The sequence below is a fragment of the Lacrimispora sp. genome (genome assembly GCF_031982545.1).
Taxonomy (GTDB): domain Bacteria; phylum Bacillota; class Clostridia; order Lachnospirales; family Lachnospiraceae; genus Lacrimispora.
In genome coordinates this window covers 76,935-102,225 of the sequence record NZ_DALYXB010000007.1, presented here as the reverse complement: position 1 = coordinate 102,225, position 25,291 = coordinate 76,935, and the positions used below count along the sequence as shown (strand labels likewise).

Sequence of the window (25,291 nt, the reverse complement as noted above, 5' to 3'; positions counted from 1 at the left end):
TCCGGTCCATTTTTCCATATTTGCCGTTACAGATTTGTAAGCTGCTGAAAAACTTTATTTACGTCAAGCTGTCCATACCCCCAAAGGTTATTTGGATATGTGTAAGATGCTGAGTGCCTGGCGGCTCTCATGAACATTCGGTTAATATCATATCCGGTTAAAGTCGGGAGATTTTTTCTGACGATTCCCCATTCCAAGATCATGGCTGCAGCACCGGCAGCATGAGCAGCAGCAGTACCAGTACCCGTTGCGCTGCCGTATGAATTGCCTGAAACAGCGCAGGGAAGTAAAAACCCGGGAGCGGCAATGTCTGGTTTAATCATACCTGTGGTTGTATAACCCCTGCTGGCATCTGCAAGAACACTGTCATTAAATTGATTGTAAGCAGTAACTGTTAACTGATGAGTCCCGTTTCCGGGAGAGGTTATGGTCACGGAGGAATCTGGACTTAAAAAGTAAGTATCGTCGGACAGAAAATCACCATTCGGAAGCCAGCAGTGAAAGGAAAAAGGTTCTTCCTTCATTGACTGCACCCGCAGATACCACACGCCGGGCATAGGATCCTTAAACCGCATTACGATTACCTGATTTCCTGTTTCATCATCAAAAAGAATATTATTCACCCAAATGATGCTTTGGGCAAAAATAAAATTGAATTTTCTGCATTCGTTCAGGTTGGGAAAAATTCTCTGTGTGGATTCTCTGCTGGGAGTTGAAATATCAATGGATATCCGGCTTGCTGCATAAGGCCAGAGAACCATACAAAATTCTTTATCCTTTTCGCTGATCTTCAGCTCAAAATCATGATACCAGGGGATCTGTCTGGTATTATTAAGATAATGTCTGGCTTTATTCCCCTCATTGCCAGCGGAAGCAACAAAACAGATTCCCGGATCTTGTGTTTTCGCTGTCATAAAACTGCTGATTGCCCCGTTGCCGTCATGACCACCCAGGCTGCTTCCCAGGCAGATACATATTACTATGGGTCTTGCCGCTTTCTGGGAAACTGAGAGCAGATAACGGAGTCCCAGATAAATATCCGATTCCTGAAAACAGTAGGTATCTTCAGGAACAAAGAAAATATTTTTCAGATTATTTTTTGCATCCTTTAGTTTTACTATAACAAGTTCAGATAATGGAACGACTCCTGAGAAAGAGAGGTCTGCTGAGGGTGATCCGGCAGCTATGCTGGCAATGGCGGTTCCATGCCCGTTGTTGTCCGTGGAAGGAACTACAGACAGCGGCTGGGAGGATAATAAAGCTTCATTGATCTGTTCGCTTTTGTATTCGGTTCCAAAGGTAAAACTATCTGGAGGAGTTCCCTCCTGTATTGTCTGATCCCAGATGGAATAGATCCGGCTGGTTCCGTCCGGATTTTGAAATGCCGGGTGTGTGTAATCAATTCCTGTATCAACTACGCCGACCAGTACGCCTTTCCCCATGAGACCCAGATAAGAGTTTTGCTGAACGGGACCGATTCCTGATTTATCCAGGCTTACCTCAGATTCCAATGCATATAAGGAAGGGAAGCTGTTATAGGAGTAAGTTCCCAGATCACAGGGATCGGGGGACGTAATGGGGATATGGAGCAGAGAGTAGCGATCACTCAGCGGGGTTATATTATCCCCCGTGTCGTAACCCGATATTATGGTATTGCCCATAATAAGGTCGTAATAGTTATTGTCCAGAATTTTATTCAATAAAAGTCCTCCTGTCTTATACTGAGGGCATATATGATAAGTTTATGCAGCAGGAATTCTAATATGAAAGGAGGGGGGAGAATGGAAAAATGTTACATCCTTTAAATATTGGTAAGTCGTTGAAACAGTTCATTCACATCTAACATTCCATAACCCCAGATATTGTTAGGATATATAATAGAAGATTGCCGTCGTGCTCCGCGGGTAATCAGACTGTTGATTACATTACCTGACAGGGTGGTATAGTTGCCTCTGGGAATGCCCCACTCTAAAATCATTGCAATAGCACCGGTGGCATGTGCGGTTGCAGCACCTGTTCCGGTTAAAGTTCCAAATCGGTTTCCAGGAAGTGCACAGGGGATCTGGTGCCCTGGTGCGCTGATATCCGGCTTCACGTAATTATTTCTGGAATAACCTCTGCTGGCCTCTGTTAAAATGCTGTCATTAAACTGATTATAAGCGGTGACTGTCAGCTGATGGGATCCATTTCCAGGGGAGTTAATGGTTGTGCCGGGATTGGAATTTAAAAAGAACGTATCATCGCTGATCAGGCCACCTGCTGGAAGCCAGGAATGAAAAGCAAGCGGTTCTTTTTCCATGCTTTGCACGTTAAAACTCCAGATGCCCGGCATGGCGTTTTGAACGCGCAGCAGAATCAGCTGATCCCCGCTTTCTTCCTCAAAGCTCATATTATTGACCCATAAGACAGAAGGGGTGAAAACAAACTTGAATCTTCTGCATTCCCCCAGTCCCGGACGTATGAGCTTAGTCGATTCCCGGTTCGGCGTGGTAATATCAATGGAAAGCCTGCCAAGAGCAGATGGCCATATTTCCATGGAAAACATGCTGTCTTTTTCCCCGATTCTCAATTCAAACTGATTGGTAAATGGTTCCTGCTGTGTGAAATTAAAATAATGCCTTCGGGCATTACCCTGGTTTCCCGCAGAAACAGCGATTCCATAACCGGGAAGACGCACCAGATAATTCAAATAATTGCTGAAAGCACCATTGCCATCATGGGCACCCTGGCTGCTTCCCATGGCAATACAGATGGCAAGAGGGCGGTTGGCTTTCTGCGCAATGGAAAGAAGATAAGTGATGCCCAGCATCAGGTCAGTCTCCTGATAGCAGGAAATACCATCTGGAACAAAAAACAAATCCTTTAGGTTTTTCTTTGCTTCTTTCAGCTTAACAACTGCCAGTTCGGCGAAAGGAACAATTCCGGAAAAATTTTGTTCTGCTTCCGGTGATCCGGCGATGATACTGGCGATTGCGGTTCCATGCCCATCTGCATCATTGGAAGGAACAATGGATAACGGATTACCAGAGGCCAGAGCCAAATTGATCATGTCCCTTGAATATTCAGTTCCATATGTAAAATGTTCCGGTGGTGTTCCAGCCTGAACAGACTGATCCCATAAAGACAGGATTCTTGAAGTGCCATCATTAAAGAGAAATGTATGGTGCTGATAATCAATGCCTGTGTCAATAATACCCACGATAATTCCCCGTCCGTTAAGATTTAAATATGGGTTACGCTGTACGGCTCCCATTCCGGATTTTTCATGGCTTACGGTAGAGGTAGGAGTATAAAGGGAGGGAAAGCTGTAATAAGGATATTTACCCAGATTACATGGATCAGCGTTTCCTACAGGAACATTCAGCACAGAATGTCTGATATTTAAAGGTGTGATATTATCCCCTTCGTCATACAGAGGCACAGAGACGTTATTAATAATGAGATCATAGTAATTATTGTCCAGTATTTTTTCCAAAAGGGGCCTCCCTTAAAAAAGGTAGGAGCATTTGTTCTATATTATGCTGAAAAAAGGTGAATATGAAAGAGTGGGTTATATGGTGGGGGGAGTTTTTGGTTATGAAGAGAAATAATTTATCAAGGTTATTTTGATGCAGACTAAGGATTAAATATTGATTTTTTCAAACTGATATATTAATATAATAGGAAATCGTTGAGTAGGAGATAAAAAGAATGGATGAAATCAGATTAATAAAGCCAACACTGGAATATGCAGAAGATATCATGAAATATCGCCAGGAGTTTTTAGATTCCGGTGACAGCCTTGATGGCTGCGGCGATTTAAAGATATGCACTTCAGCAGATGAATGGATAAGATCCGTTAATCTTATGGAAAAGGAAGAAACGTGTCCCGAAGGCAGGGTTACGTCTAATATATTTATTGCGATCCGCCCAGCCGATCATAAGATTATTGGAGCTATCGACTTCAGACATCACATAAACCATCCTATTTTGAGCGTATGGGGCGGACATATTGGATACTCCGTTCGGCCAGATGAAAGAAGAAAAGGGTACGCTAAAGAAATGCTGCTGCAGAATTTGAAAAACTGTAAAGATTATGGTTTAGATAAAGTCTTAGTTACCTGCGATTATGATAATGTGGGAAGTGAGAAGACGATTTTGGCAAACGGAGGGCTTTTTGAGAAGATAGTAGTTGTGGATGAGGACAGGATTAAGCGGTATTGGATTCATCTATAAATTTTTTATTCATCGCAACAGGTCGGTTTATCTGTTGAAGGCGTGTTGTTTGTACAAGAATTCGTTATTGAACGTCTGACGGCAATTGCACTTAAAGCATCGCTCAGTAAGAGTGTATCTGCTGCTAACAAAGATAATTCATCGTCGTCTAAGCAATCTGCTATTTGACATGCTAATGTAGAAATTAATAATACATCACAACAATAACTCATTGTATCACCTCAGTTGTGTATCTGTAATTAATACTATTTTATACCGTAAAGCCAGAATTGTTTTAGAAAAAGGAGTTGCACAGTTTGCACAACTCCGATTAATAATTAGAATGGATATAATCCATTCCTGCTTATATATATTACACCTGCCATATCTCTGGGTCCTTGAAAGTAGAAATAATAATAATGAGAAGGATCTAGATTTGTAAATGTGATGTACTGATGATTTGTTGCAGATATTGTTCTGCTTGAAACTACCTTTTTAGTTGTATTATCAATACAATCAACCCTTATTTTTGCAGTTTTTGGCAGTGAACATTCAGCATCTATTCTTACTGGGAGTGTAGTTCCATATCCCATTGTCGGAACCATAAAATGAGTATAGCCGCCACTCATATATGGATCGTCATACAAATCACCATCTAAATAATAATCAAAAACGTTTGTGGGGGGCTGGGATGATGTTGCATGGACTGTTAATGGAGTCAATAAAGATAAAACAATTGCAAATGCTGTAAATAATTTAAATATTTTTTTCAACACTAATCTCCTTCAGATATAATTTTTACCTAGGTATATTAAATTATATGTATTGATTGTACAAATATTACTAATTAATTATTCTTTATACGGTATAGTAACATGTTTCCCCTTTGCATTGCCGCTTTCCGCTTGGTAATGAAGTTATTAAAAGGACAATTTCTGGATGTAGTATTGAGTATTAATAATAAACCACATTTGGGTATCAAATCTCATGATAGTCCATAGGGATAAACCTTGAAGATTATATTCTGCTACCAGCCCGGCTCTTGCCTCAAAACTTCTCGCATCATTAAACCACACTAAGTGAAGAATCCCATCACTATCCATATAATAGAAAAAAGGTGACTGTGCTGCTTCGTTAAATTGTATTGGTATATTGTTATCTGCTGCAATCTGTATTGCATTATTGTTTGCTATAGCAGTTGCTTCTGTTGCACCCGGAACATAGGGTAGTGCCCAATCATAACCGAGTGTAGTGATTCCTAAGAATAATAATTCCAGTGGAATAATACTGGTTACGTAGGCTAATAGTTCTCTTAAAACATTAACTGGGAAAATTGAGCTTGGATAACTATAAAATCTGGCCCAATCATAAGAAGCAAATAGAATTCCATCTACATATCCAGATAATCGCGAATAATCCAACTTTTCAAAGCTGACAATAGGCCCCTGAATATTCATAATTGGCGTAGTGGTGATTAGTACTCTATAACCTTCAGAACGAAATATAGCTGAAGCCTTTTTTATGTATTCTACAATACTGTTTATGTTATCCGGTGTAATATCTTCGATATACATATTCACTCCATAATAACCCTTTGTTTTTATCATTTGAAGAATATTGTCAATAAGACGATCTTGCACAGAAGAGTTATTTAAAATATTCTGAGTTACTTCACGAATAATAGTTCCTTCTTCCGTAATCGTAGAAACAAACATCATGGGCGCAACGCCATAAGTTTTAGCCAACTGAATTACATCAGCATCGTCAGCAATAGTAATAATTTCTCCTTCACTTGTAGCCCTGTAATTGAATATAGTCAAATATGTTAAAAAAGGAAGCGTTTTTATTAGAACAGATTTATCTATATATGAAAAAGTATAACCACTAGTGGCAATTGTTCTTGTTTTAATCGATTGATAGCTTATAACTATGGATTCACCGACGTACAAAATTTCTCTATCGGAAAGATAGGGATTATTTCTTAATAATTCCATTGGAGTAGTACCATGTTGCTTTGCAATACTCTCCAAAGTGTCGCCTGCCTGAACAACGTAGAGTGTTTCCGGTTGTACAATTACGATGGTTTGGCCGACTGCTAAATGATCGGGGTTTGTAATTCCATTTTCCAATGTCAATCGGTCAACGGGGATTTTATAATACTCTGAAATGGAAACGATGGTTTCACCTGGTTTGACAACGTGTATGATCATGAATTCCCTCAAATGATCTTATTAATTCTATTATATGCTAATGTGTTGTATTTATGGGTATATCCATGCTTTATTAAGCAAATTGTTACGAAACAAAACCACCGGAATCCCCTGTATTTACAAGTGATTCCGGTGTTTTGGCTGTTTATAGAAAAATGGAAGTAATGGGGCTCGAACCCATGACCTTTCGCGTGTGAGGCGAACGCTCATCCCGGCTGAGCTATACTTCCATTTCGTGGAGATAGCGAGACTCGAACTCGTGGCCTATGCGTTGCGAACGCATCGCTCTCCCAGCTGAGCTATATCCCCTTGTCTAAATTATAGCATGAAGATTCTGAATTACAAGTATTATTTGCACAAATAGAAAAATATTTTTCGTTCTTTTCTGTGGATTTTGTTGTAAAAAACTTCCAGTTTTAACATAGAAAAGAGGCATCAAATAATGCCTCTCTGATTCCTGATTATAAAATTTTATTAATCTGGTCGCCTTCCATCCATTTCTTCAGGTTTTCAAATACAATCTGGGCTCTTAACTCCATCGATTCTGCAGAGGCAAAAGCAATGTGTGGAGTAACAATGGTATTTTTACAGTTTAAAAGTGGGTGGGAAGTATCAATCGGCGGCTCGTTCTCAAATACATCGATTCCAGCACCTGCCAGATATCCGTTATTCAAAGCTTCTGCAAGGTCTTTAGAATCCACCACCGGACCTCTTGCAGCGTTAATAATATAAGCACCCTGTTTCATTTTAGCGATTGTATTTCTGTTTATTAAATGGCGGGAATCTTCATTTAACGGGCAGTGGAGACTCACGATATCAGAGCTGGAAAGAAGTTCATCCAAAGATACAAACTCCATGAAATCCGGTTCGTTTCCAGTGATGGTACGCTTATACCCAAGAACACGGCAGCCAAAGGCTTTACAAAGTTCTGCAGTTCTTGTTCCAATTGCACCAGCGCCGATAATTCCGATGGTTTTTCCTCTCAGCTCACAGCCTACCAGACCATCCTTTGTCTTTCCTTCCCGGCAGCGGGCATCTGTCTGCATCACATTGCGTAAAAGAGAAAGCATAAGGCATAAAGACAGCTCGGCAACCGCTTCGGTTGAGTAACCGGCGGCATTGCTGATGGAAATATTATTTTTTCTTGCTGCTTCCAGATCTACATGGTCCACACCTGTAAAAGCAACATCTATAAATTTTAAGTTCTTACAGGCGTCGATGACTTCACCGTTTAGGGGCATGTTGGCAATCATAATGACATCGGCATTTTGAGCTTGTTCAATCTGAACTTTGGTATCTGTGTTTTTTTCGAAAGCTGTAAAACTGTGACCTGCATCGATCAATGGTTTTGTACATTCATTTAACAGGCTGTCAGGAATTCCAAGAGATTCTAATAATACGATATTCATATGTATCACTCCGATCAATCATAAAATTACAGGGACTGAAAACCATAGCCCTGTAAAAACAATTATAACACCATATGACAGAATGAAAAGGGATAGTTATGAATTTGTTAAAATGTATGGGAGTTTCCGGATTTTTTCGATTAAGTATTTCCATTGTTCTGTTTCTATATTATAATCTCATAGACAGTGTGTCAGATGACTAATCGAGACAAAAATAATATTTGACAACAGAAAGGCACAGGCAATGGATAAATTGGATCATTTTATAAACGGAGAACTGGCGAAAAAAATAATCAGTATTATTCTTTTGGCAGTTTTTCTTTATTTTTTAAGAGGAATGCTCAATCAGTTTCTGCTGATATTTATGGTTACGTTCATCTTTGGTCAGCTTCAGAAATTTATATATGATAAGGTAAATAAATATATAAAGATCAGCCGGAAGCTTATTACCATTTTAATGTATCTTATATTTTTGCTTATTTTTATCATTACCATGATTGCTTATATTCCGAAAGTTACCCAGCAGCTGATTGATGTAATCAATCTGATTTCTACCTTTGACTTAAATCAGTTACAGAATTATGACCGGTTTAATCTGTTAAGCAGCATTCCGGAGGATCAAATCAGCGAATACATTCGTATGGCGGAAAGCCATTTGCTGGACTTTGTAACGACTGCAGGAACTTTCAGCATCAACATTCTGCTGTCTCTGTTGATCAGCTTTCTCTTTCTTCTGGAAAAGAAAGAGATTATAGCATTTTTTAAACATATGGAGCACAGTAAAGTGTCATTTCTCTATCAATATTTTACATTTTACGGAAAGAAGTTTTTAAATTCCTTTGGAAAAGTCATTGAATTGCAAATCGTCATTGCATTTATTAATTCGTTCTTGTCTGTAGTAGCATTAACAATTATGGGATTTCCCCAGACGCTGGGATTAGGAGCCATGATTTTCATACTTGGACTGGTTCCGGTTGCAGGAGTGATTATATCACTCATACCTCTTTCCATTATAGCGTTTAACATCGGAGGTGCGTTTAAAATTATAGAAGTTATCATCATGATATTTGTGCTTCATTCGTTGGAGACCTATGTGCTGAATCCTAAACTGATGTCGGCTAAAACCAAATTGCCGGTATTTCTGGTTTTTCTTATTCTTTTAGTCAGTGAGCATTATATCGGAGTGTGGGGACTGCTTTTAGGTATTCCCATGTTTATGTTCTTATTGGATATTTTAGATATCAGAGTGAAAAATGAATAAACTTTTTTCTATTAAAAAAGGGTGCTGCATTAAATAGAAGATTCTATTAAGGCAGCCCCTTACTTTTTAATGATACTACATTGGCTGACTGTAAATAGAATAGGCCAGCTGATTGGCAGCTTCCTTTCCTGTATACAGCGCCCCCTGCATCCAGCCGTGCTTTGTGGATACGTGCTCGCCGGCAAAGAAAATCCTCTGATTATATTCAGGCTTCAGCATCTCATAAGAAAACAATGGTTTCTGACCTGGAAGTGACTCAGCAAAAGCCCCCCGGTTGTAAGGCTCATTATCCCAGACCACGGTCTTATGGTCTGCCACAATGGGATCTAAGAATCCTCTTGGCAGTCCGTGAACTTCCTCCACGCTTTCTTTTATATATTCAAACCGAAGCGGCTCTAACATATTTCCCACTCTTGTTGAATTTAAATGATAATTATAGGAGGCAATTAATACACCGGGTTCATTTGGTGAGCAGAAAGAAGGATCCGGACACAGAAGATGATCTCCGGGATAGAAAATGTACTGAATCGGCAGATCTGTTTGCGAAAATCCTCCTACAATACGGCCATAATCTGTATCCTGTTCCCAAAAACGTTCCCTGCATAAAAAAAAGGTTTTTTGAGAATTGGTATAATTATATTCTAAGATAGCCTGCATCTTTGGATTGCTGAAACTTGGTCTGATTTCCACTTCCCGCAGAGTGGAGTAGGGGATTGCACATATAACATAATCGAAAGTATCAGAAGTTCTGCTTAAATCCCGTACATTGCGATGGGAAAGAACAATCTGATTGCCGTTTTCCTGCTGGTAAATACCTGTGACCGTCTGACCGGGTAAGTAAGTGACGGTGCCTAGCTGAGAGGGTGGAATATTTTGATATTGGGGTAAATTGTCTGTGTAGAAGGATTGAATAAAGGCGTAGGGCAGGTTTACAATCCCGTCTTCAATGGTATAGGTGTTACGGTAGTCAATGGTATACTCCTCCTGGACCGTTTCCGCGTAACTGGCATCAATCAAAGACCCGGTTCCGGGATCGACCCCTGAGATCAGGCTGATCGCCCCCTGACTGAGACCCAGATTTTCCAGAGTCTGCCGGACAGAATAGTTCATAAAAGGCAGTATTTCCGGGGAATACCTGGGTAAGATCTGTATCAGCTCCGAGCGTATATCAGGTGTAAGCTGCATCATTGGATACGTAAAGGCGTAGTCAATCAACTCCTCCCAGGGAGTGTTTCGTTCCTGAGGAGTTAAATCGTACAAGGGATAAAGTTTCTGCTCGATCGATTCTGTTGTTCTTAAGCGGGTGTTATGTACATACAAAAAGTTGTTGCGCTGCCTTACAGAGAGAGGACGGGTATTGAGACCAAACAAATTAATGTAGTGCCAGGTGGTTTGATGGGTGACCGGAATCCTGTGGGCGCCAAATTCGTTATAATATTCTGTATTAAAATAGTAGGTATAAACTCTTCCTCCGACTCTGTTATCGTTTGCCTCAAGAATGGTAATGTCAGCCCCCAGCTTTCGAAGCTCAAATGCAGCGGACAGACCGGCAAGGCCTCCTCCGATTACGCCGATTTTTACACCCTTTAGTTCTCCAGGCTGGGCATAATTTGTAATGTCAGGAGGCGGGCTCAGCAAACGGACAATATTATCGTAATCTTCCGGCCGGCCGGCCGTCTCCAACGAATTCCTGATCATTTCCTGCCGCTGCTCATTGGTGGGGTTAAGTACCTGATTGAGTGGAATGTTCATTAATTTTACCTCATAATGTCACTGTTATAAGGGGACAATTGCCTGGGCAATGTCCCCTTTGTTGTTGAAATAATTATTTGGCAGCCTTCTCAGAATACTCAGTCGTCACAAGATTTTCATAAGGAACCCGGTCTTTTAACTGACCAGCCTCCTCCAGAATATTCTCTAAAAGCTCAAAGCTGTCTTTGTTAAATACAGTATCCTTTTTCCAGGTATCCTGTGCTTTATAACGGTCTACAATGGCAGCAATGGTTTTCACATCAGTTTCCTTAAACTGGGGCTGGATTACTTTTGCAATTTCTTCCGAGGAATGAGAATTTACATATTCCAGGCCTTTTTGAATGGCATTGGTAAATTTCTGTATTGTTGCCGGATTCTTTTCCAGGTAACTTTTTTTGGCGCTGTAGGCGGTATATGGAATATAGCCTGAGTCTACCCCCAAAGAAGCGACTACGAAGCCATTGCCTTCCTTTTCCAGTCCTGTTGCAAACGGTTCAAATTCAACGGTATAATTTGCGTCATTGCTGGTAAAGGCTGCTGCCGTCAGTCCAAAATTAATGCTCTGATCGATTGTTAAATCTGTGGCAGGGTTAATTCCGTTCTTTTTCAGGATATATTCAAATACCATTTCCGGCATACCACCGGCTCTGCCGCCCAGTACTTTCTTTCCTTTTAAGTCGGCCCATTTAAAATCAGGCTGCTCACTTCTTCCAACAAGGAAATTGCCTGCACGCTGAGTCAGCTGTGCAAAATTGACTGCGTAATCCTGGGCGCCGTTTGCATAAGTATAGATTGAGGCCTCAGAGCCCATAAAACCAATATCTGCATCACCGGATATAAGGGCAGTCATAACCTTGTCAGCGCCGGCTCCGTTTACTAAGGTTAAATCAATGCCCTCATCCTCAAAGTATCCCAGCTCTATGGCTGCATACTGAGGGGCATAAAAGATGGAATGGGCAACTTCATTTAATTTGACCGGGGTTAAGTCCGATGACTTTGTCTTTGAACCGCAGGCAGTTAAGCTTAGTAAAGACGCTCCGGTGAGAACGGCCATGATAAATGTACGATAGGCTTTTCTCATAAAATCCTCCTTTTTCATATCTTAATACTACATTGTATTGTTGTAATACGGGAAAGTACCTTGTCTTAAAAAATTTTAAATAATAAAGATCTGGGCGGATACGTGGGAAAAAAGGGGTTTGATCTGTTTTCTGGATGTTGTTCTGCAGCTGGTCAGTAAGCCGGCGACCACAATTACAGCCAGAAAGATTGCAATTGCTTTCTTCATTTGGTTCTCCTCCATTCATCCTCCTGTTAAAATTCTATGTAGTCTGACAGGCAGAGTTTACGAACTATTCCATATTTTCTTATTTAAAGATGGTATATAGTTTAAAACTGTGCTATACTGCTATAGTAAAATTTACAAAAGCAGGTGAAGTACAATGAAATATCGTATAATAGTGCTTGATTTGGATGGGACGCTGACGAACCGGGATAAAGAAATCACGCCCAGAACAAAAGAAGCACTTTTTGAGCTGCAGCGTCAGGGCGGAGTGATTGTGCTGGCTTCCGGCCGCCCGACTTATGGAATCATGCCCGTTGCAAAAGAATTAAAGCTTCATGAAACAGGCGGTTATATTTTATCCTTTAACGGAGGACGTATTATAGACTGTAAATCAGGTGAAACCATCTTTGCAAAGGAGCTGCCGGTAACTTCAAACCAGAAGATTATCCGAATGGCGAAGGAGCACGGGGTTAATATCTTAACTTATGAAGATGACTTAATCATAACCGGGAATGCCAAAGATGAATATGTAGGCAAGGAATCTGCCATTAATAAACTGGAAGTCAGAGAAGTGGAAGATATGGAAGGGTATGTACAGTTTCCGGTAGTCAAATATCTGATGCTGGAAGAGGGGGACTATCTTGCCATGGTAGAGCCCAAGGTCAAGGCTGCACTGGGACGTGATTACAGCGTGTACCGTTCAGAACCTTACTTTCTTGAGATTCTTCCCAAGGGAATTGATAAAGCGGCAAGCCTGGAACGGCTTCTTACTCATCTTAACATGAGCCGGGAAGAGATGATTGCCTGCGGTGACGGTTACAACGATTTGTCTATGATTGAGTACGCCGGGCTTGGAGTGGCCATGGAAAATGCAGTTCTTCCAGTCAGAAAGGCAGCTGATTATGTGACCGCTTCCAACAATGATGACGGAATTGCTCTGGTAGTAGAAAAATTTATGCTTTCCTGATGCCACAGGGGGTGGATTTTATAACGTTAATATGTTAAAATACAGATAGACCATAAGGAATAAAAAGGGGATAGATCTCATATGAATAAAAAAATTAAGACAGATGCAGTTGATCATCTGTTTGAAGCAATTCTAACCTTAAAAACACCGGAGGAGTGCTATACGTTTTTTGAGGATGTATGTACGGTGAATGAGCTGTTAAGCTTATCACAGAGATACGAGGTAGCAAAGATGCTGCGCGAAGGCAGAACCTATCTGGAGATTGCAGAGAAGACCGGTGCATCCACAGCTACCATCAGCCGTGTGAACCGTTCCTTAAATTACGGGAATGACGGCTATGATATGGTATTTAAGCGTTTGGAAGAGAAGAAAGAGATATAGAAAACAGGGGACAAGCCCATACCGGTTCTTGTCCCCTGTTTGTTATTTCTTCCTTTTTAAAGAAGGATCTTCTCTTAAATCGTCTATCAGCTGTTCAATCACCTGCTTTTTTACGTATACATCCAGTGACAGCTCGCAGATCCAGGAAAAAAGGCGTAAGTATTCCAGGTCATCACCCTCAATTCCTTTTTCTTCAAAGGTCTTGCTGGAATGCTGGTACTTTTCCAGTATGTCGGATTTAATACGTTCTAAGTCAGAATCTTCCTGGGAAAATACTTCTTTATAGATTGCTTCTAATGGCATGCCGTCAGAAGGATTAAAGTGCTTATCGGTAATTGGTCTGAAAAGCTGTTCAATATCATTAAAGGATAATACATTTTTAAAATAGTAGATAAATATAAGCAGAAGAATATGTTCTTTCGTATATTTCTTTTTATTAGGAGCGGGTAGAAGATTATTCTTGGCATAATTGTTGATCATAGTCTTGGTTAAGACCTTATCATCTGGATAACGCTTTGTTTCACTTAAATGCTTATCCATAAAAGTAGTGACCTGATCCATATATAAATCAATGTTTGGAATGGTTTCCGGCGAAATATAGCCAAGCCCATCCAAATGCTCTAAAATTTTTTGTAATCGTTCCTCGTTGGTTTTCATATGTCCTCCGTTCTGCATGGGAAAGCTCCGCACATGTGATAATCCCCTTAGTCATATTATATAGTATTCAATACCAGATGACAAGGGGGAAAAACTCCACTTAAACTAAATATTTTTGAGCATACCAAAATAATTTTCTTGACTTTTGAGGAATGTGTGTTAATCTAGAAATATCATTGTAATGAACGAAAGGAGATACATAATTATGAAAAAAGTTTTGGCGACAGAAAAGGCTCCGGCAGCAATTGGTCCTTATTCTCAGGGTGTTCGCGGGGGCGATTATGTGTTCGTGTCCGGTCAGCTTCCCATTGATCCGGCAACCGGTGCATTTGCAGGTGAGGATATTACATCTCAGACAAGACAGTCTTTAACCAATATAAAGGCCATACTGGAGAGCGGTGGTTTATCCATGGATCAAGTGGTTAAAACAACGGTATTATTAAAGAATATCAATGATTTTGCAGCAATGAATGAAGTGTATGCAACCTTTTTTGAAGGAGAATGTCCAGCCAGAGCAGCATTTGGAGTGGCAGCTCTTCCAAAAGACGCATTAGTGGAAATTGAAGCCATTGCATATTGCGGAGAATCATAAGCTGTATCAGATAAGTAGAAAGGGGATGCCGGTTAACTGGCATTCCCTATTTTAAATTCAGGCAATTTCCCCCTTTCCAGGGATGCACGGGGGACAAGATGTAGAAATAAAGGACTTTTTGCGAAAGAAATGGGTTGCATATTGGCAGACTTATATTATAATTAATTGAGGAAGTTGGATCAGTCCGTTTTTTTAACCTTAATAAAGTAATTGATCTATGAATTTAAGCAGGAAGTTGGTACTTTAAGGATGAGATTTGAAGAAACGGCAGAGGAATATTTAAGCCGTATCCCGATGTGGGCGAAAAAGAAGAATTCACTGGAAGTGATCAGGACGTTTTTAAAAGAGATGGACGAGCCTGATGAAACCATGAGAATCATTCATGTTGCAGGGACCAATGGAAAAGGTTCTGTATGTGCTTTTTTGCAGTCTGTGTTCTTAAGTGCTGGATATAAAGTGGGTACATTTACATCCCCTCATCTGATTGATATAAGAGAACGTTTTTGCGTAAATGGAGAGATGGCATCGGAATCAGCTTTTACAGACAGCTACCGGACAGTAAGATTACTTTCTGAACGGATGATAGAACAAGGATACTGCCATCCATCTTATTTTGAATTCTTATTTTATATGGCTATGGATTTATTTCAGAAGTCCGGGGTTGATCTTGTTATACTGGAAGTTGGCCTGGGTGGAAGACTTGACACAACCAATGTCATCCGTAATCCGCTGGTATCTGTTATCACCTCGGTCAGTCTGGACCATACGGAATACTTAGGTGATACAATCGATAAGATTGCTGCTGAAAAGGCAGGTATTATTAAGAAGAATATTCCAGTAGTATTTGACGCAAATCAGGAGATTGTTTCGGACGTGATCCGAAAAAGAGCATTGGAACAGGACGCACCTTATTTTGAAACAGACAGGCATTGTTACCAGATCACAGGATCAGATAGCAACGGCTTTCTGGCAGAACTGAAAGGGATAAAAGGAGATGTATATCAGGTGACGATTTCTTCTCCAGCCAGATATCAGGTCATGAATGCCCTTTTCGCTTTGCGGGCAGTGGAAGTATCCGGATTACTGGGAGACATGAGACTTAAAAAAGGAAGGGAACAGATCCGGACAGGCTTTTTAAAAATGCGCTGGCCTGCCAGAATGGAAGAAGTACAGCCAGACGTCTTTTTGGATGGGGCACATAATCCAGGGGGAATGGAAGAATTTGTAAAGACCGGGTCTGAACTGTGTGCAGACAGGAAAAAAAGAGCGAATCTTTTGTTTTCTGCCGTTTCCGATAAGAATTATCACGAAATGATAAGATTGATTGCAGCCAGTCTGCCACTGGATGAAGTGGCAGTGACCCATATAGATTCCGACAGGGGAATTATGACGGAGACAGCGTTACATGAGTTTGAAGAAGTGATTCATTGCGAAATAAGAGGATTTCAAAACACAGAGGATGCATTGCTTTCTATGCTTCAAAAACAGGATGAGGATCATCTGCTGTTTTGTGTAGGTTCACTCTATTTAATGGGTGAGATAAAAGCCGTTTTAAGGAGGATTAAACATGATTGATTTTGATTCTGAGATTAAGGACTACAGGCCAAGCCTGGAGGTCGATGCAGTTGAAGATGCCATTGTGAGAAGTGATTTAACCGATATGAATGATCTTATGATGAATCTGATTAAAGAAGTCAGCAAGGAATAGGCGGATAAAATATGGATTATGAACGAAGAATCCGGGTGATTGCAAACAGCTATTATAATATGGGACTGGAGAAGGCTAAGCTAAGAGATTTAACCGGATCAGCCGATTGTTTAAAAAAGTGTCTTCATTTTAATAAATATATGACAGATGCAAGGAATCTTCTTGGTCTCATCTACTATGAGGTGGGAGAGGTCGGGGATGCATTGGTTCAATGGGTTATCAGCAAGAATTTACAGTCTGAGGATAACCGCGCAGATTACTACCTGGAAGTGATTCAGAAGAAAAAGGGCACCATGGATCTGGAGCGGAGGGCAGTGCGCCGGTTTAATCAGGCACTGGCTTACGTCAAAAGCGAAAGTGAGGATCTGGCCATACTGCAGCTTAATAAAGCAGTGGAGGACAAGCCCAATTATGTAAAAGCCCAGCTTTTATTTGCACTCCTGTATCTCGTACGGGAGGATTACCAGAAAGCAGGGAAAGCAGTAAATAAGGTGCTTCAAATTGATCATAATCATCCGAAAGCACTTTATTATAAATCAATTATGAAAGAGACCGGTACCAGGGTTAAGCCAGAACGGGAACCGGAAAAAAGAAAACTAAAGAACGTGGTTTCCCACAGGCAGATGCAGGATGATGATGTGATTATCCCGCCAAGCTATAAGGAAAACACCAGGGATCAGGCGGTTTTAAACATACTGGCAGGACTTTTGCTGGGAGCCGCAGTGGTGTTCTTTATGGTTATGCCGGCGAACACCAAAGCCATTAACGATAACCATAACAAAGAGATGTTAAAATACAGCGAGCAATTAAGCCAGGCCAATCAAAAGGCGGATCTTTTAACCCAGCAGCTTAATTCTCTGGAATCAGAAAAGAAGACAGCAGAGGATTCCCTGGCATCCTTAACCAATAACTCTGACAGCGTTCTGGCTCAGTATCAGTCGGTTATCGGTATTTTGCAGGCATATAAAAAGGATGATTTTCCATCTGCAGTCAAAATCTATGCAGATCTCAATCCTGGGCTGATTGCTTCAGCAGATGTTCAGGCGATTATTGTTGAGATAAAAAAGGATATGGCACAGAAGGGCTGCCCCATTTTAGAGAGTCTGGGTGATAAAGCCATGGAAGCAGGGGACAGTCAGTCCGCCCTTAATTATTATGCAAAATGTATTGAGTTAAAACCAGACAGCTGGCAGGCAAAGTTTAAGACTGCCGTTATCTACAAGGGAATGGATCAGAAGGATCAGGCCAATGGTTTGTTTTCTGATATCATAAATAACAGCAAAGACGAAACGTTATCTGCTAAGGCGAAAACAGAACGAGGTTTTTAATGGCAGAATTCGAAAAGACACTACAGAAGAAACATATTTTTGTGGTGTCTTTTTTTATTCACCCGGATTATTTTTCGGTATAAAAAACACTCTTCTCTGGTATTACGGACAGACAATAAGAAATGGAGGAGTATTGCATATGAATCAACCACACTTTACGTATGAGGCAGAAGGTCACACATTAATCGTTCATCTGCCGGAGGAACTGGATCATCATAACTGTTCCGGGTTAAAATATGAAACAGATTTAATCCTTTCCGAGAATTATATCCGCCGTATTATATTCGATTTTTCCAGTACAAGATTTATGGATTCCTCCGGAATCGGAATCCTGCTTAATCGTTACAAGCAGATGGCATTAAGCGGAGGAAGTGTAGCCATTTACGGTGCGGGATCTCAGGCTCTCCGCATTTTAAAAATGGGAGGAATTTTAAAATTAATGAAATTATATGACTCTAAGGAAGCAGCAGTCACAGGTTGAGGAGGAACATATGTCAGAACAAAACAAACCAGAAATTCTGAAAATGGAATTGGAAGCCCTGTCCCAAAATGAAGAATTTGCCAGAGTAGCAGTAGCCGTATTTATGGCCAGGCTGGATCCTACCCTGGAGGAGGTGGAAGATGTGAAAACGGCTGTCTCAGAGGCAGTCACTAACGCAGTCATCCACGGATATCAGGGGAAGGGAGGAATCATCTACATAGAAGTGACGGTTGAGGGACAGGAACTGACTGTTTCCGTCAGGGATACAGGAATTGGGATTACAGATATTAAACAGGCGATGGAACCCATGTTTACCACGGATCCTGACGGAGTCCGGTCTGGTATGGGATTCTCTTTTATGGAAGCATTTATGGATCAGGTGGAAGTTAAGTCGGAGCCAGATAAGGGAACTGCGGTGATTATGAAAAAGAAGATTAGCAGGTGAGCCCTATGGATGAGACCATGAGATTGATACAAATGGCTCACGATGGTGATAAAGCGGCAAGAGACCGGCTTGTGACCGAGAATTTCGGTTTGATCTGGAGTATTGTGCGCAGATTTACAGGGCGTGGTTATGAGCCTGAGGATTTATTTCAGATTGGAAGCATTGGCTTGATGAAAGCCATTGATAAATTTGATTTATCCTATGAAGTCAAGTTTTCAACTTATGCAGTTCCAATGATAACCGGAGAGATCAAGCGTTTTTTAAGAGATGATGGAATCATAAAAGTCAGCCGGTCCATTAAGGAAATGGGAATGAAGGTAAAAAATATGCGGGAGGAGCTGGTTTACCGCTTTGGAAGAGAGCCTACGGTAGAAGAGATAGCAAGAGAAATCGGGGCCAGTAAAGAAGAAGTGGCAGCTTCTATAGAAGCTGGTGCTGAGGTGGAATCATTATATCGTTCTGTCAATAAAAATGACGAAAACAGTTTGCTACTGATTGATAAAATAGAGGAAGAAAGCTCTGCACAGGAAGAATTGTTAAACCGCATGGTGCTTCGGGAATTGTTAACCGATTTGTCGGATAAGGACAGGGAAATTATTATACGTCGGTATTATTACAATGAGACCCAGAGTCAGATTGCTGATAAGCTTGGCATTTCCCAGGTTCAGGTTTCCAGGCTGGAAAAAAAGATTTTAAAACAGATGCGCGAAAAATTATAGAATAAAAAATTTGATACGGCTCATACTAATTTTGAAAAACCAGAGAAAAGGATGTGAGCATGTATGGAATCCATGAAACATAAGCTAGTCATGACGCTACTGGTCATATGCTTAATTGCAATCGCTGCTGCAATCTGGTATATGATCGCCGTTATGCCCGATGGGACTCAAAAGGAAGGAACACTTGTTGAGGCCGCTCCCAGATGGGAGATGGTTGCATGAGTAAGACCGTATATTTAAACATCAGTGAAATTACAGAGGTGCACCACAAGGAAGTGCAACTGAAAGATGTAGCTGATGTCTATTGTGACGATTCTGCTGTTATGAATAAGTGTAATGCACTGCGGATTAAAACCATTCATTTAGATCGTAACAAACGATATGTTGAGAGTACACTTGATGTGATTAAAAAGCTGGTGGAAATGGATCCGGCTATTTCTGTCAATAACGTGGGCAAGGTTGATTATATCATTGATTATCACAGACCCAAATCTCCAAACTGGGTGTGGCAGTGGATAAAAACAATTTTTGTCTGCGTGATCTGTTACTGCGGTGCGGCTTTTGCAATCATGACATTTAATAACGATGTAAGCGTTACGGATGTGTTCAAGGAAATTTATAAAATTATTATGAGAGAGGAATCCAATGGTTTTACGATTCTGGAAGTCAGTTATTCCGTTGGACTGGCTGTTGGAATTGTTGGATTTTTTAATCATTTTGCAAAAATTAAGATCAATACCGATCCGACCCCTCTGGAGGTGGAAATGCGTCTTTATGAAGATAATATCAGCAAAACCCTGATCCAGAATGAAGGGAGAAAGGAGTCTGATATCGATGCTTCTTAAAGAGGTGTTGCTATGCTTTGTCGGATTAAGCGCTGGCGGCATCATAGCAGCCGGCGTTTTTGCCTTTTTGGCAATCATTGGAGTGTTTCCCCGCCTGATTGGATTTACTCATACAAAGAAACACATTATGCTGTATGAGTCATGTATCATTCTTGGAGGTGTGCTTGGAAATATCGGTGACATTTACGAAACACCCATTGGATTTGGAGGTAATATATTTTTAGGTATCTTTGGATTGTCAGTGGGAATATTTGTGGGCTGTCTGGTAATGTCTCTTGCAGAAACATTGAAAGCATTACCTGTCTTTAGCAGAAGAGTTAATCTGGGAGTTGGTCTGCAATATATCATATTGTCCATCGCCCTTGGTAAATTAACAGGATCCCTGTTGTTTTTTGCAGAACGCTTTGGACAATAACAGCAATTTTTACAGAATGGAGGAAAAGAATGGAAGTTAATAAAAAAGCCTATGAAGCCTATGTAAAGGAAGTAACTCCGGTAAATAAAAAATTCCCCAATATTATCAAAGCTTTTTTTGTTGGAGGAATTATCTGTACCATAGGTCAGATTTGTACCACGCTGATTATGAACCAGGGAGCGGAAAAAGATACTGCGTCCGCCTGGACGACTCTGATCTTAATTGCGGCCAGTGTGATTCTTACAGGACTGAATATTTATCCGAAAATAACCAAGTTTGGCGGGGCTGGGGCTTTGGTGCCCATAACAGGCTTTGCAAACTCCGTAGTGGCGCCTGCAGTAGAATTTAAAGCAGAAGGACAGATATTTGGAATTGGCTGTAAGATTTTTACCATTGCCGGTCCGGTAATTCTTTACGGTATATTGAGTTCGTGGATACTGGGAGTGATTGCCTATGTCCTGAAAGCCTTCGGCATAGTGTAGAACAGACTGAAAGAGAAATGGAGTGAATAAAATGCAGGTTGGAAAAGCTAGTATTAAATTTGAAGAACCGCCGATAATTGAGAGCATGGCTTCCATAGTCGGTAAAAAAGAGGGAGAAGGCCCCCTTGCCAAGCTTTTTGATGTAGTGGAACAGGATGATATGTTTGGGGCAGATACGTGGGAGAAGGCAGAAAGTGCACTGCAAAAGCAAACCGCAGACTTAGCAATAGAAAAAGGAGATGTCCGGAAAAAAGATATCCGTTATTTATTTGCAGGGGATTTACTAGGTCAGCTGATAGCAACGTCATTTGGTACGGTAGATTTGGAAATTCCTTTATTTGGTCTTTTTGGCGCCTGCTCCACCATGGGAGAGGCTCTAAATCTTGGCTCTATGACAGTGGCAGCAGGCTATGCAGACAAAGTAATGGCAATGGCATCCAGCCATTTTGCAACAGCTGAAAAACAGTTCCGATTTCCACTGGGTTACGGAAATCAGCGCCCGTTTTCTTCTTCATGGACAGTGACCGGCTGCGGAGCTGTTATTCTCACCAAACACAGGAAAGAAGGAATTGCGGCAATTACCGGTATTACCACCGGCCGTATGGTGGATATGGGAATCAGGGATTCCATGAATATGGGAGCAGCTATGGCACCTGCCGCATTTCATACCATACAGCAGAACTTTGATGATTTCAATATAGATGAAAATTATTATGATAAAATCATAACTGGAGATCTTGGCCGGGTTGGCCGTACCATTCTCCTGGACTTCATGAGAAACAAAGGGCATGATCTGGAGAACATCCATACAGACTGCGGGATTGAAATATTCGATCCTGATTCCCAGGATACACATGCGGGAGGAAGCGGCTGTGGCTGTGCAGCATCAACGCTCTGTTCTTATATATTACCAAAAATCAAGGATGGAACGTGGAAGAGAGTTCTTTTTGTACCAACTGGTGCGCTGCTGTCCACGGTAAGCTTTAACGAAGGAGAAACCATTCCTGCCATTGCTCATGGAGTTATGATCGAGCATATAGACAACTAATCTGGAAAGGAGAACGCTATGGAATTTGTAAAAGCATTTTTGGTAGGCGGAGCAATCTGTGCAGTGGTTCAGGTTGTGATGGACAATACCAAGTTGATGCCCGGGCGGATTATGGTGCTTTTAGTAGTAATCGGAAGTATTCTTGGAGCCCTTGGAATCTATCAGCCCTTTAGTGACTGGGCAGGAGCAGGAGCAACGGTTCCTCTGCTGGGATTTGGCAATTCTCTATGGAAAGGCGTCTTAAAGAGCATGGGAGAGGACGGTTTTCTGGGAGTGTTTAAAGGTGGATTTACTGCAAGTGCAGTGGGAATATCCGGTGCTTTGATTTTTGGATATCTGGGATCCATTATATTCAAGCCGAAAATGAAAAGCTGATTTTATACAAGGAAAAAGGCATCAGACCTGTTTTAAGGTTTGATGCCCTTCTTCTTTTTATCAATAATCTTCCCAGGGATAAATGGGTTTGGTTGCGCCGGGATTTTGTGGAATATAGCCCGGTGCGTATTGCTGGGGAGATGTTTCATCCTCGTAAGGATGACTGCCTGGAGGAATAATAATGGAATTTGCTGAATGTATGGTGCAATATCCAGGCATTGCGTATTTGGAATCATCTGTCTGACCTGTCTCGCCGTTTGGAAGAACCATAAATACGGCAGTTGTCCGTTCCGGACAATAAGGAGTGGGCAGCTGATGGGATACGGAACATACGGTTGCTCTTACGTGATTATTACATACGTCTGTGGGTACCGTTCCCTTTGCAAAGTATTCCGTATAAACAGCATTGCCTCTTGGATCTTCCGTACAGACACCGGTCACTGCCAGTTTGCCGGATTTTCGGCAGATCTGAGCCGTTTCTACACTGTCAGGTATGGGGAAACCAGGGTCTGGCTTTCCTTCATGAATTCTTGTCATGATCTTGCGCCAGATTGCCTTGTGGAAGGAGGCGCCTCCGTTTTGCTTCGTCAGTTTCTGGTTATCGTCGCATCCAGCCCAGATACCGGCAGTATAGTAGGGGGTATAACCTACAAACCAGATATCGTTGTTGGCTGAGGTAGTACCGCTTTTTCCGGCAGCGGACATTCCCGGTATTTTAGCAGCAGGGCTGGTGGAACTGGGTCCTGAGCTGGAAAATTTCCGGCTGCTTTCCATGGAAGCTGCCATTGCATCGGTCAAGAGAAATGCAGTGGAGTCTTTTAAAACACGATGGGTCTCAGGTGTATTATCAATTAGAACCTTGCCATCGTGATCCAGGATCTTGGTGAAAAAGACCGGTTTTGTATAGACTCCGCCATTGGCAATGGTGGCAAAAGCGCCGGTAAGCTCTAAGTTTGAAACTCCCTTGGTGATTCCTCCCAGTGCAAGAGCCGGATTGTAATCGGTGTCAGTCAGGGAAGTAATTCCAAAGTTTCTTGCATACTCCACACCCAGCTGGGGTTTCACGGTTTCAACCAGACAGCGCACAGCCACGATGTTCATAGAATAAACGATACCTTCACGGATGCTTGAGTATCCCTGATATCCGGAACTGTACCAGTTGGAAAATGTTTTATTGCCAATCGTGTAAACAGAATCATAATAAACCGATCCCAGGGTAGCACCGCAGGTATCCAGAGCCGGAGAGAATGCGGTGAGGATTTTAAAGGTAGAACCTGGCTGACGATAGGTATTGCTGGCACGGTTTAAAGTCAGGCTGGCCAGTTTTTGTCCCCGTCCTCCGTTAATAGCTTTTACTTCTCCTGTTTTCTGATCCATAATTACAAAGGACGCCTGAGGCTGCAGGGTTTTATGAAGGCTTTCTCCAATTATGGTATCTCCTTCTTTCAGCTGATAGCTTTTATAGCCCTGTATATCTGCCTCTGCCGCTTCTTCGTTATTGTATAAGCCATCATAGCCGTTGTCCCCCATCTCCTTGTGATAGCGCTTAACATTTTCTTCGGAGTAGTGGGTGGTTGTTCCATCCTTGTGAGTGACGGATAGCCGGTATTCGATGGAATAGCGTGCTGCAGTATAATTTTCCGGATTATTGATTTCCTCATCTACAATGGTCTGGATTCCAGGATCCTGGGTTGTGTAGATGGAGAGACCTCCGCTGTATAGCATATTGTGAGCCTGAGTATCGGTATAGCCTAACCGTTCTTTCATGGAAGTGATAACTTCTTCCACCAGTTTGTCTGTAAAATAACTGTATGGAGATGCAGTTTCCTTGGTTACAGTGTCAACATTCTGGATTCGGGAATAGACGTCATCTGCAAGAGCCTGGTCTTCCTCTTCCTTTGTAATGTATCCCTGATCATGCATGTATTGAAGAATGACCTTCTGCTTTTCTGCGTTATTCTTCTGACCGGATATGGGGTTAAATTTAGAAGGGTTTTGGGTGATTCCTGCTAAAACAGCACATTCAGATAAAGTCAGTTCCGATACATTTTTGTTGAAATATCTCTTGGCAGCCACTTTAACGCCCAGGGTATTGTTGCCTAAGTTAATGGTGTTTAAGTAGTTGGTAATGATCTGCTCCTTTGACATAACACCGTCAAGTTTAATGGCCAGAAACCATTCCTGAAATTTTCGTTCCAGACGTTCTCCAAAACTTTTTTCCATACCTCCGCCAAACACACTGTTTTTGATCAGCTGCTGTGTAATGGTGCTTCCGCCTCCGGCTGTGGAATCGCCGGTCAGTACACCTCTTACCGCTCTCATAATGGAGCGCAGATCGATTCCGTTATGTTCCCAGAATCTGGAATCTTCATAAGAAACAAAAGCATTGACCAGATTTTTAGGAAGTTCCTCGTAAGTGGATTCCTCTCTGTTTGAACCTGCAGTTACCAGGGTCTCGGTGACATTGCCCGCACTGTCGTAAACGGTAGTGGCATATTCGTTGGGGACAATGGTTGAGATGTCCACATCAGGAGCATTGTCTATGATTCCTTTTACCATGCCAAATAAGACGCTTGCAGCCACAATGCTTCCAAACAGGCATAGGATAAACAGACTTTTTAAAAAGGCAAGAAAAACCTTTGTGGTGTATTTCCTCGCTTTTGAATTGGCAGATTTGATCTTTCTCTCTGTCGCTTGCTTGCCGTAATTCATGGGAAACCTCCTTTACCGGTTCATT

At 41.5% G+C, this 25,291-nt stretch carries 28 protein-coding genes and 2 tRNA genes; 17 read left to right on the top strand and 13 right to left on the bottom strand.

Annotation, left to right across the window (positions count from 1 at the left end; translation table 11 throughout):
• Window positions 1–26: 26 nt before the first annotated feature.
• A complete protein-coding gene (locus tag ABS301_RS13190) occupies window positions 27–1,700 on the bottom strand; it encodes a S8 family peptidase (protein ID WP_349672643.1) in 1,674 nt (557 codons plus the stop codon).
• 101 nt (window positions 1,701–1,801) lie between these two features.
• Entirely contained in the window at window positions 1,802–3,475 is a 1,674-nt protein-coding gene (locus ABS301_RS13185) for a S8 family peptidase (RefSeq protein ID WP_349672642.1), read from the bottom strand.
• Window positions 3,476–3,690: 215 nt separating this feature from the next.
• Between ABS301_RS13185 and ABS301_RS13180 the strand changes: the two genes are divergently transcribed.
• A complete protein-coding gene (locus ABS301_RS13180; RefSeq protein WP_349672641.1) occupies window positions 3,691–4,215 on the top strand; it encodes a GNAT family N-acetyltransferase in 525 nt (174 codons plus the stop codon).
• Window positions 4,216–4,220: 5 nt separating this feature from the next.
• Here ABS301_RS13180 and ABS301_RS25800 read toward each other — a convergent pair whose 3' ends face one another.
• The 6 genes from ABS301_RS25800 to ABS301_RS13155 form a co-directional block, all read right to left on the bottom strand.
• Window positions 4,221–4,427, bottom strand: coding sequence for a DUF6774 domain-containing protein (locus ABS301_RS25800; RefSeq protein ID WP_502877965.1), 207 nt, complete (start codon window positions 4,425–4,427; stop codon window positions 4,221–4,223).
• Between the two features lie 105 nt (window positions 4,428–4,532).
• Window positions 4,533–4,967 (bottom strand): hypothetical protein, encoded by a 435-nt coding sequence (locus ABS301_RS13175; RefSeq protein WP_349672640.1) that lies wholly within the window; start codon window positions 4,965–4,967, stop codon window positions 4,533–4,535.
• 147 nt (window positions 4,968–5,114) lie between these two features.
• On the bottom strand, window positions 5,115–6,404 hold the full coding sequence (locus tag ABS301_RS13170) for a LysM peptidoglycan-binding domain-containing protein (protein WP_349672639.1): 1,290 nt from the start codon (window positions 6,402–6,404) through the stop codon (window positions 5,115–5,117).
• Between the two features lie 156 nt (window positions 6,405–6,560).
• A tRNA-Val gene (locus tag ABS301_RS13165) sits at window positions 6,561–6,634 on the bottom strand.
• Between the two features lie 6 nt (window positions 6,635–6,640).
• A tRNA-Ala gene (locus tag ABS301_RS13160) sits at window positions 6,641–6,713 on the bottom strand.
• A gap of 152 nt (window positions 6,714–6,865) precedes the next feature.
• The gene (locus ABS301_RS13155; protein WP_349672638.1) at window positions 6,866–7,813 is read right to left on the bottom strand and encodes an NAD(P)-dependent oxidoreductase; all 948 of its coding nucleotides are present in this window, start codon (window positions 7,811–7,813) and stop codon (window positions 6,866–6,868) included.
• A 244-nt stretch (window positions 7,814–8,057) separates the two neighbouring features.
• On the opposite strand from ABS301_RS13155, the gene ABS301_RS13150 reads away from it, so the two are divergent.
• Window positions 8,058–9,074 carry an AI-2E family transporter gene (locus ABS301_RS13150; protein WP_349672637.1) on the top strand — a complete coding sequence of 339 codons (1,017 nt, stop codon included), beginning with the start codon at window positions 8,058–8,060 and terminating at the stop codon, window positions 9,072–9,074.
• A gap of 75 nt (window positions 9,075–9,149) precedes the next feature.
• On the opposite strand, the gene ABS301_RS13145 is transcribed toward ABS301_RS13150, so the two are convergent.
• From ABS301_RS13145 to ABS301_RS13135, 3 genes are all read right to left on the bottom strand, one after another.
• Complete coding sequence (locus ABS301_RS13145) at window positions 9,150–10,826, bottom strand: flavin monoamine oxidase family protein (RefSeq protein ID WP_349672636.1); 1,677 nt, start codon at window positions 10,824–10,826, stop codon at window positions 9,150–9,152.
• A gap of 73 nt (window positions 10,827–10,899) precedes the next feature.
• The gene (locus ABS301_RS13140) at window positions 10,900–11,907 is read right to left on the bottom strand and encodes an ABC transporter substrate-binding protein (protein WP_349672635.1); all 1,008 of its coding nucleotides are present in this window, start codon (window positions 11,905–11,907) and stop codon (window positions 10,900–10,902) included.
• Between the two features lie 75 nt (window positions 11,908–11,982).
• Window positions 11,983–12,129: a hypothetical protein gene (locus tag ABS301_RS13135; protein ID WP_277407186.1), complete on the bottom strand. Its 147-nt coding sequence runs from the start codon at window positions 12,127–12,129 to the stop codon at window positions 11,983–11,985.
• 139 nt (window positions 12,130–12,268) lie between these two features.
• Between ABS301_RS13135 and ABS301_RS13130 the strand changes: the two genes are divergently transcribed.
• A complete protein-coding gene (locus tag ABS301_RS13130; RefSeq protein WP_349672634.1) occupies window positions 12,269–13,078 on the top strand; it encodes a Cof-type HAD-IIB family hydrolase in 810 nt (269 codons plus the stop codon).
• Window positions 13,079–13,159: 81 nt separating this feature from the next.
• Window positions 13,160–13,459 (top strand): YerC/YecD family TrpR-related protein, encoded by a 300-nt coding sequence (locus ABS301_RS13125; protein WP_097005014.1) that lies wholly within the window; start codon window positions 13,160–13,162, stop codon window positions 13,457–13,459.
• Between the two features lie 42 nt (window positions 13,460–13,501).
• Here ABS301_RS13125 and ABS301_RS13120 read toward each other — a convergent pair whose 3' ends face one another.
• Window positions 13,502–14,116 (bottom strand): DUF1836 domain-containing protein, encoded by a 615-nt coding sequence (locus ABS301_RS13120; RefSeq protein ID WP_349672633.1) that lies wholly within the window; start codon window positions 14,114–14,116, stop codon window positions 13,502–13,504.
• A gap of 205 nt (window positions 14,117–14,321) precedes the next feature.
• Between ABS301_RS13120 and ABS301_RS13115 the strand changes: the two genes are divergently transcribed.
• The 13 genes from ABS301_RS13115 (at window position 14,322) to spoVAE (ending at window position 22,554) form a co-directional block, all read left to right on the top strand.
• Entirely contained in the window at window positions 14,322–14,708 is a 387-nt protein-coding gene (locus ABS301_RS13115; RefSeq protein ID WP_349672632.1) for a RidA family protein, read from the top strand.
• Window positions 14,709–14,957: 249 nt separating this feature from the next.
• Entirely contained in the window at window positions 14,958–16,283 is a 1,326-nt protein-coding gene (locus ABS301_RS13110; RefSeq protein ID WP_349672631.1) for a bifunctional folylpolyglutamate synthase/dihydrofolate synthase, read from the top strand.
• Window positions 16,276–16,416: a hypothetical protein gene (locus ABS301_RS13105; protein WP_170072532.1), complete on the top strand. Its 141-nt coding sequence runs from the start codon at window positions 16,276–16,278 to the stop codon at window positions 16,414–16,416. Before ABS301_RS13110 ends, ABS301_RS13105 begins: the two co-directional genes overlap by 8 nt.
• Window positions 16,417–16,427: 11 nt before the next feature.
• A complete protein-coding gene (locus ABS301_RS13100) occupies window positions 16,428–17,744 on the top strand; it encodes a tetratricopeptide repeat protein (protein ID WP_349672630.1) in 1,317 nt (438 codons plus the stop codon).
• 139 nt (window positions 17,745–17,883) lie between these two features.
• Window positions 17,884–18,225, top strand: a complete 342-nt coding sequence (locus tag ABS301_RS13095; protein ID WP_170820047.1) for an STAS domain-containing protein — start codon at window positions 17,884–17,886, stop codon at window positions 18,223–18,225.
• A gap of 10 nt (window positions 18,226–18,235) precedes the next feature.
• On the top strand, window positions 18,236–18,670 hold the full coding sequence (gene spoIIAB / locus ABS301_RS13090; protein ID WP_104439017.1) for an anti-sigma F factor: 435 nt from the start codon (window positions 18,236–18,238) through the stop codon (window positions 18,668–18,670).
• Between the two features lie 5 nt (window positions 18,671–18,675).
• Window positions 18,676–19,389: an RNA polymerase sporulation sigma factor SigF gene (gene sigF, locus ABS301_RS13085; RefSeq protein WP_349672629.1), complete on the top strand. Its 714-nt coding sequence runs from the start codon at window positions 18,676–18,678 to the stop codon at window positions 19,387–19,389.
• A 63-nt stretch (window positions 19,390–19,452) separates the two neighbouring features.
• Window positions 19,453–19,611, top strand: coding sequence for a hypothetical protein (locus ABS301_RS13080; RefSeq protein ID WP_170072536.1), 159 nt, complete (start codon window positions 19,453–19,455; stop codon window positions 19,609–19,611).
• A complete protein-coding gene (locus ABS301_RS13075; protein ID WP_349672628.1) occupies window positions 19,608–20,234 on the top strand; it encodes a stage V sporulation protein AA in 627 nt (208 codons plus the stop codon). The genes ABS301_RS13080 and ABS301_RS13075 overlap by 4 nt, the downstream gene beginning before the upstream one ends.
• Window positions 20,224–20,649: a stage V sporulation protein AB gene (locus ABS301_RS13070; RefSeq protein ID WP_349672627.1), complete on the top strand. Its 426-nt coding sequence runs from the start codon at window positions 20,224–20,226 to the stop codon at window positions 20,647–20,649. Before ABS301_RS13075 ends, ABS301_RS13070 begins: the two co-directional genes overlap by 11 nt.
• A 29-nt stretch (window positions 20,650–20,678) precedes the next feature.
• Entirely contained in the window at window positions 20,679–21,131 is a 453-nt protein-coding gene (locus ABS301_RS13065) for a SpoVA/SpoVAEb family sporulation membrane protein (protein WP_349672626.1), read from the top strand.
• A 31-nt stretch (window positions 21,132–21,162) separates the two neighbouring features.
• On the top strand, window positions 21,163–22,179 hold the full coding sequence (gene spoVAD, locus ABS301_RS13060) for a stage V sporulation protein AD (RefSeq protein ID WP_502877967.1): 1,017 nt from the start codon (window positions 21,163–21,165) through the stop codon (window positions 22,177–22,179).
• Between the two features lie 18 nt (window positions 22,180–22,197).
• Window positions 22,198–22,554 carry a stage V sporulation protein AE gene (gene spoVAE, locus ABS301_RS13055; protein WP_104439023.1) on the top strand — a complete coding sequence of 119 codons (357 nt, stop codon included), beginning with the start codon at window positions 22,198–22,200 and terminating at the stop codon, window positions 22,552–22,554.
• A gap of 60 nt (window positions 22,555–22,614) precedes the next feature.
• On the opposite strand, the gene ABS301_RS13050 is transcribed toward spoVAE, so the two are convergent.
• Window positions 22,615–25,266, bottom strand: coding sequence for a transglycosylase domain-containing protein (locus ABS301_RS13050; RefSeq protein ID WP_349672624.1), 2,652 nt, complete (start codon window positions 25,264–25,266; stop codon window positions 22,615–22,617).
• Window positions 25,267–25,291: the final 25 nt, after the last annotated feature.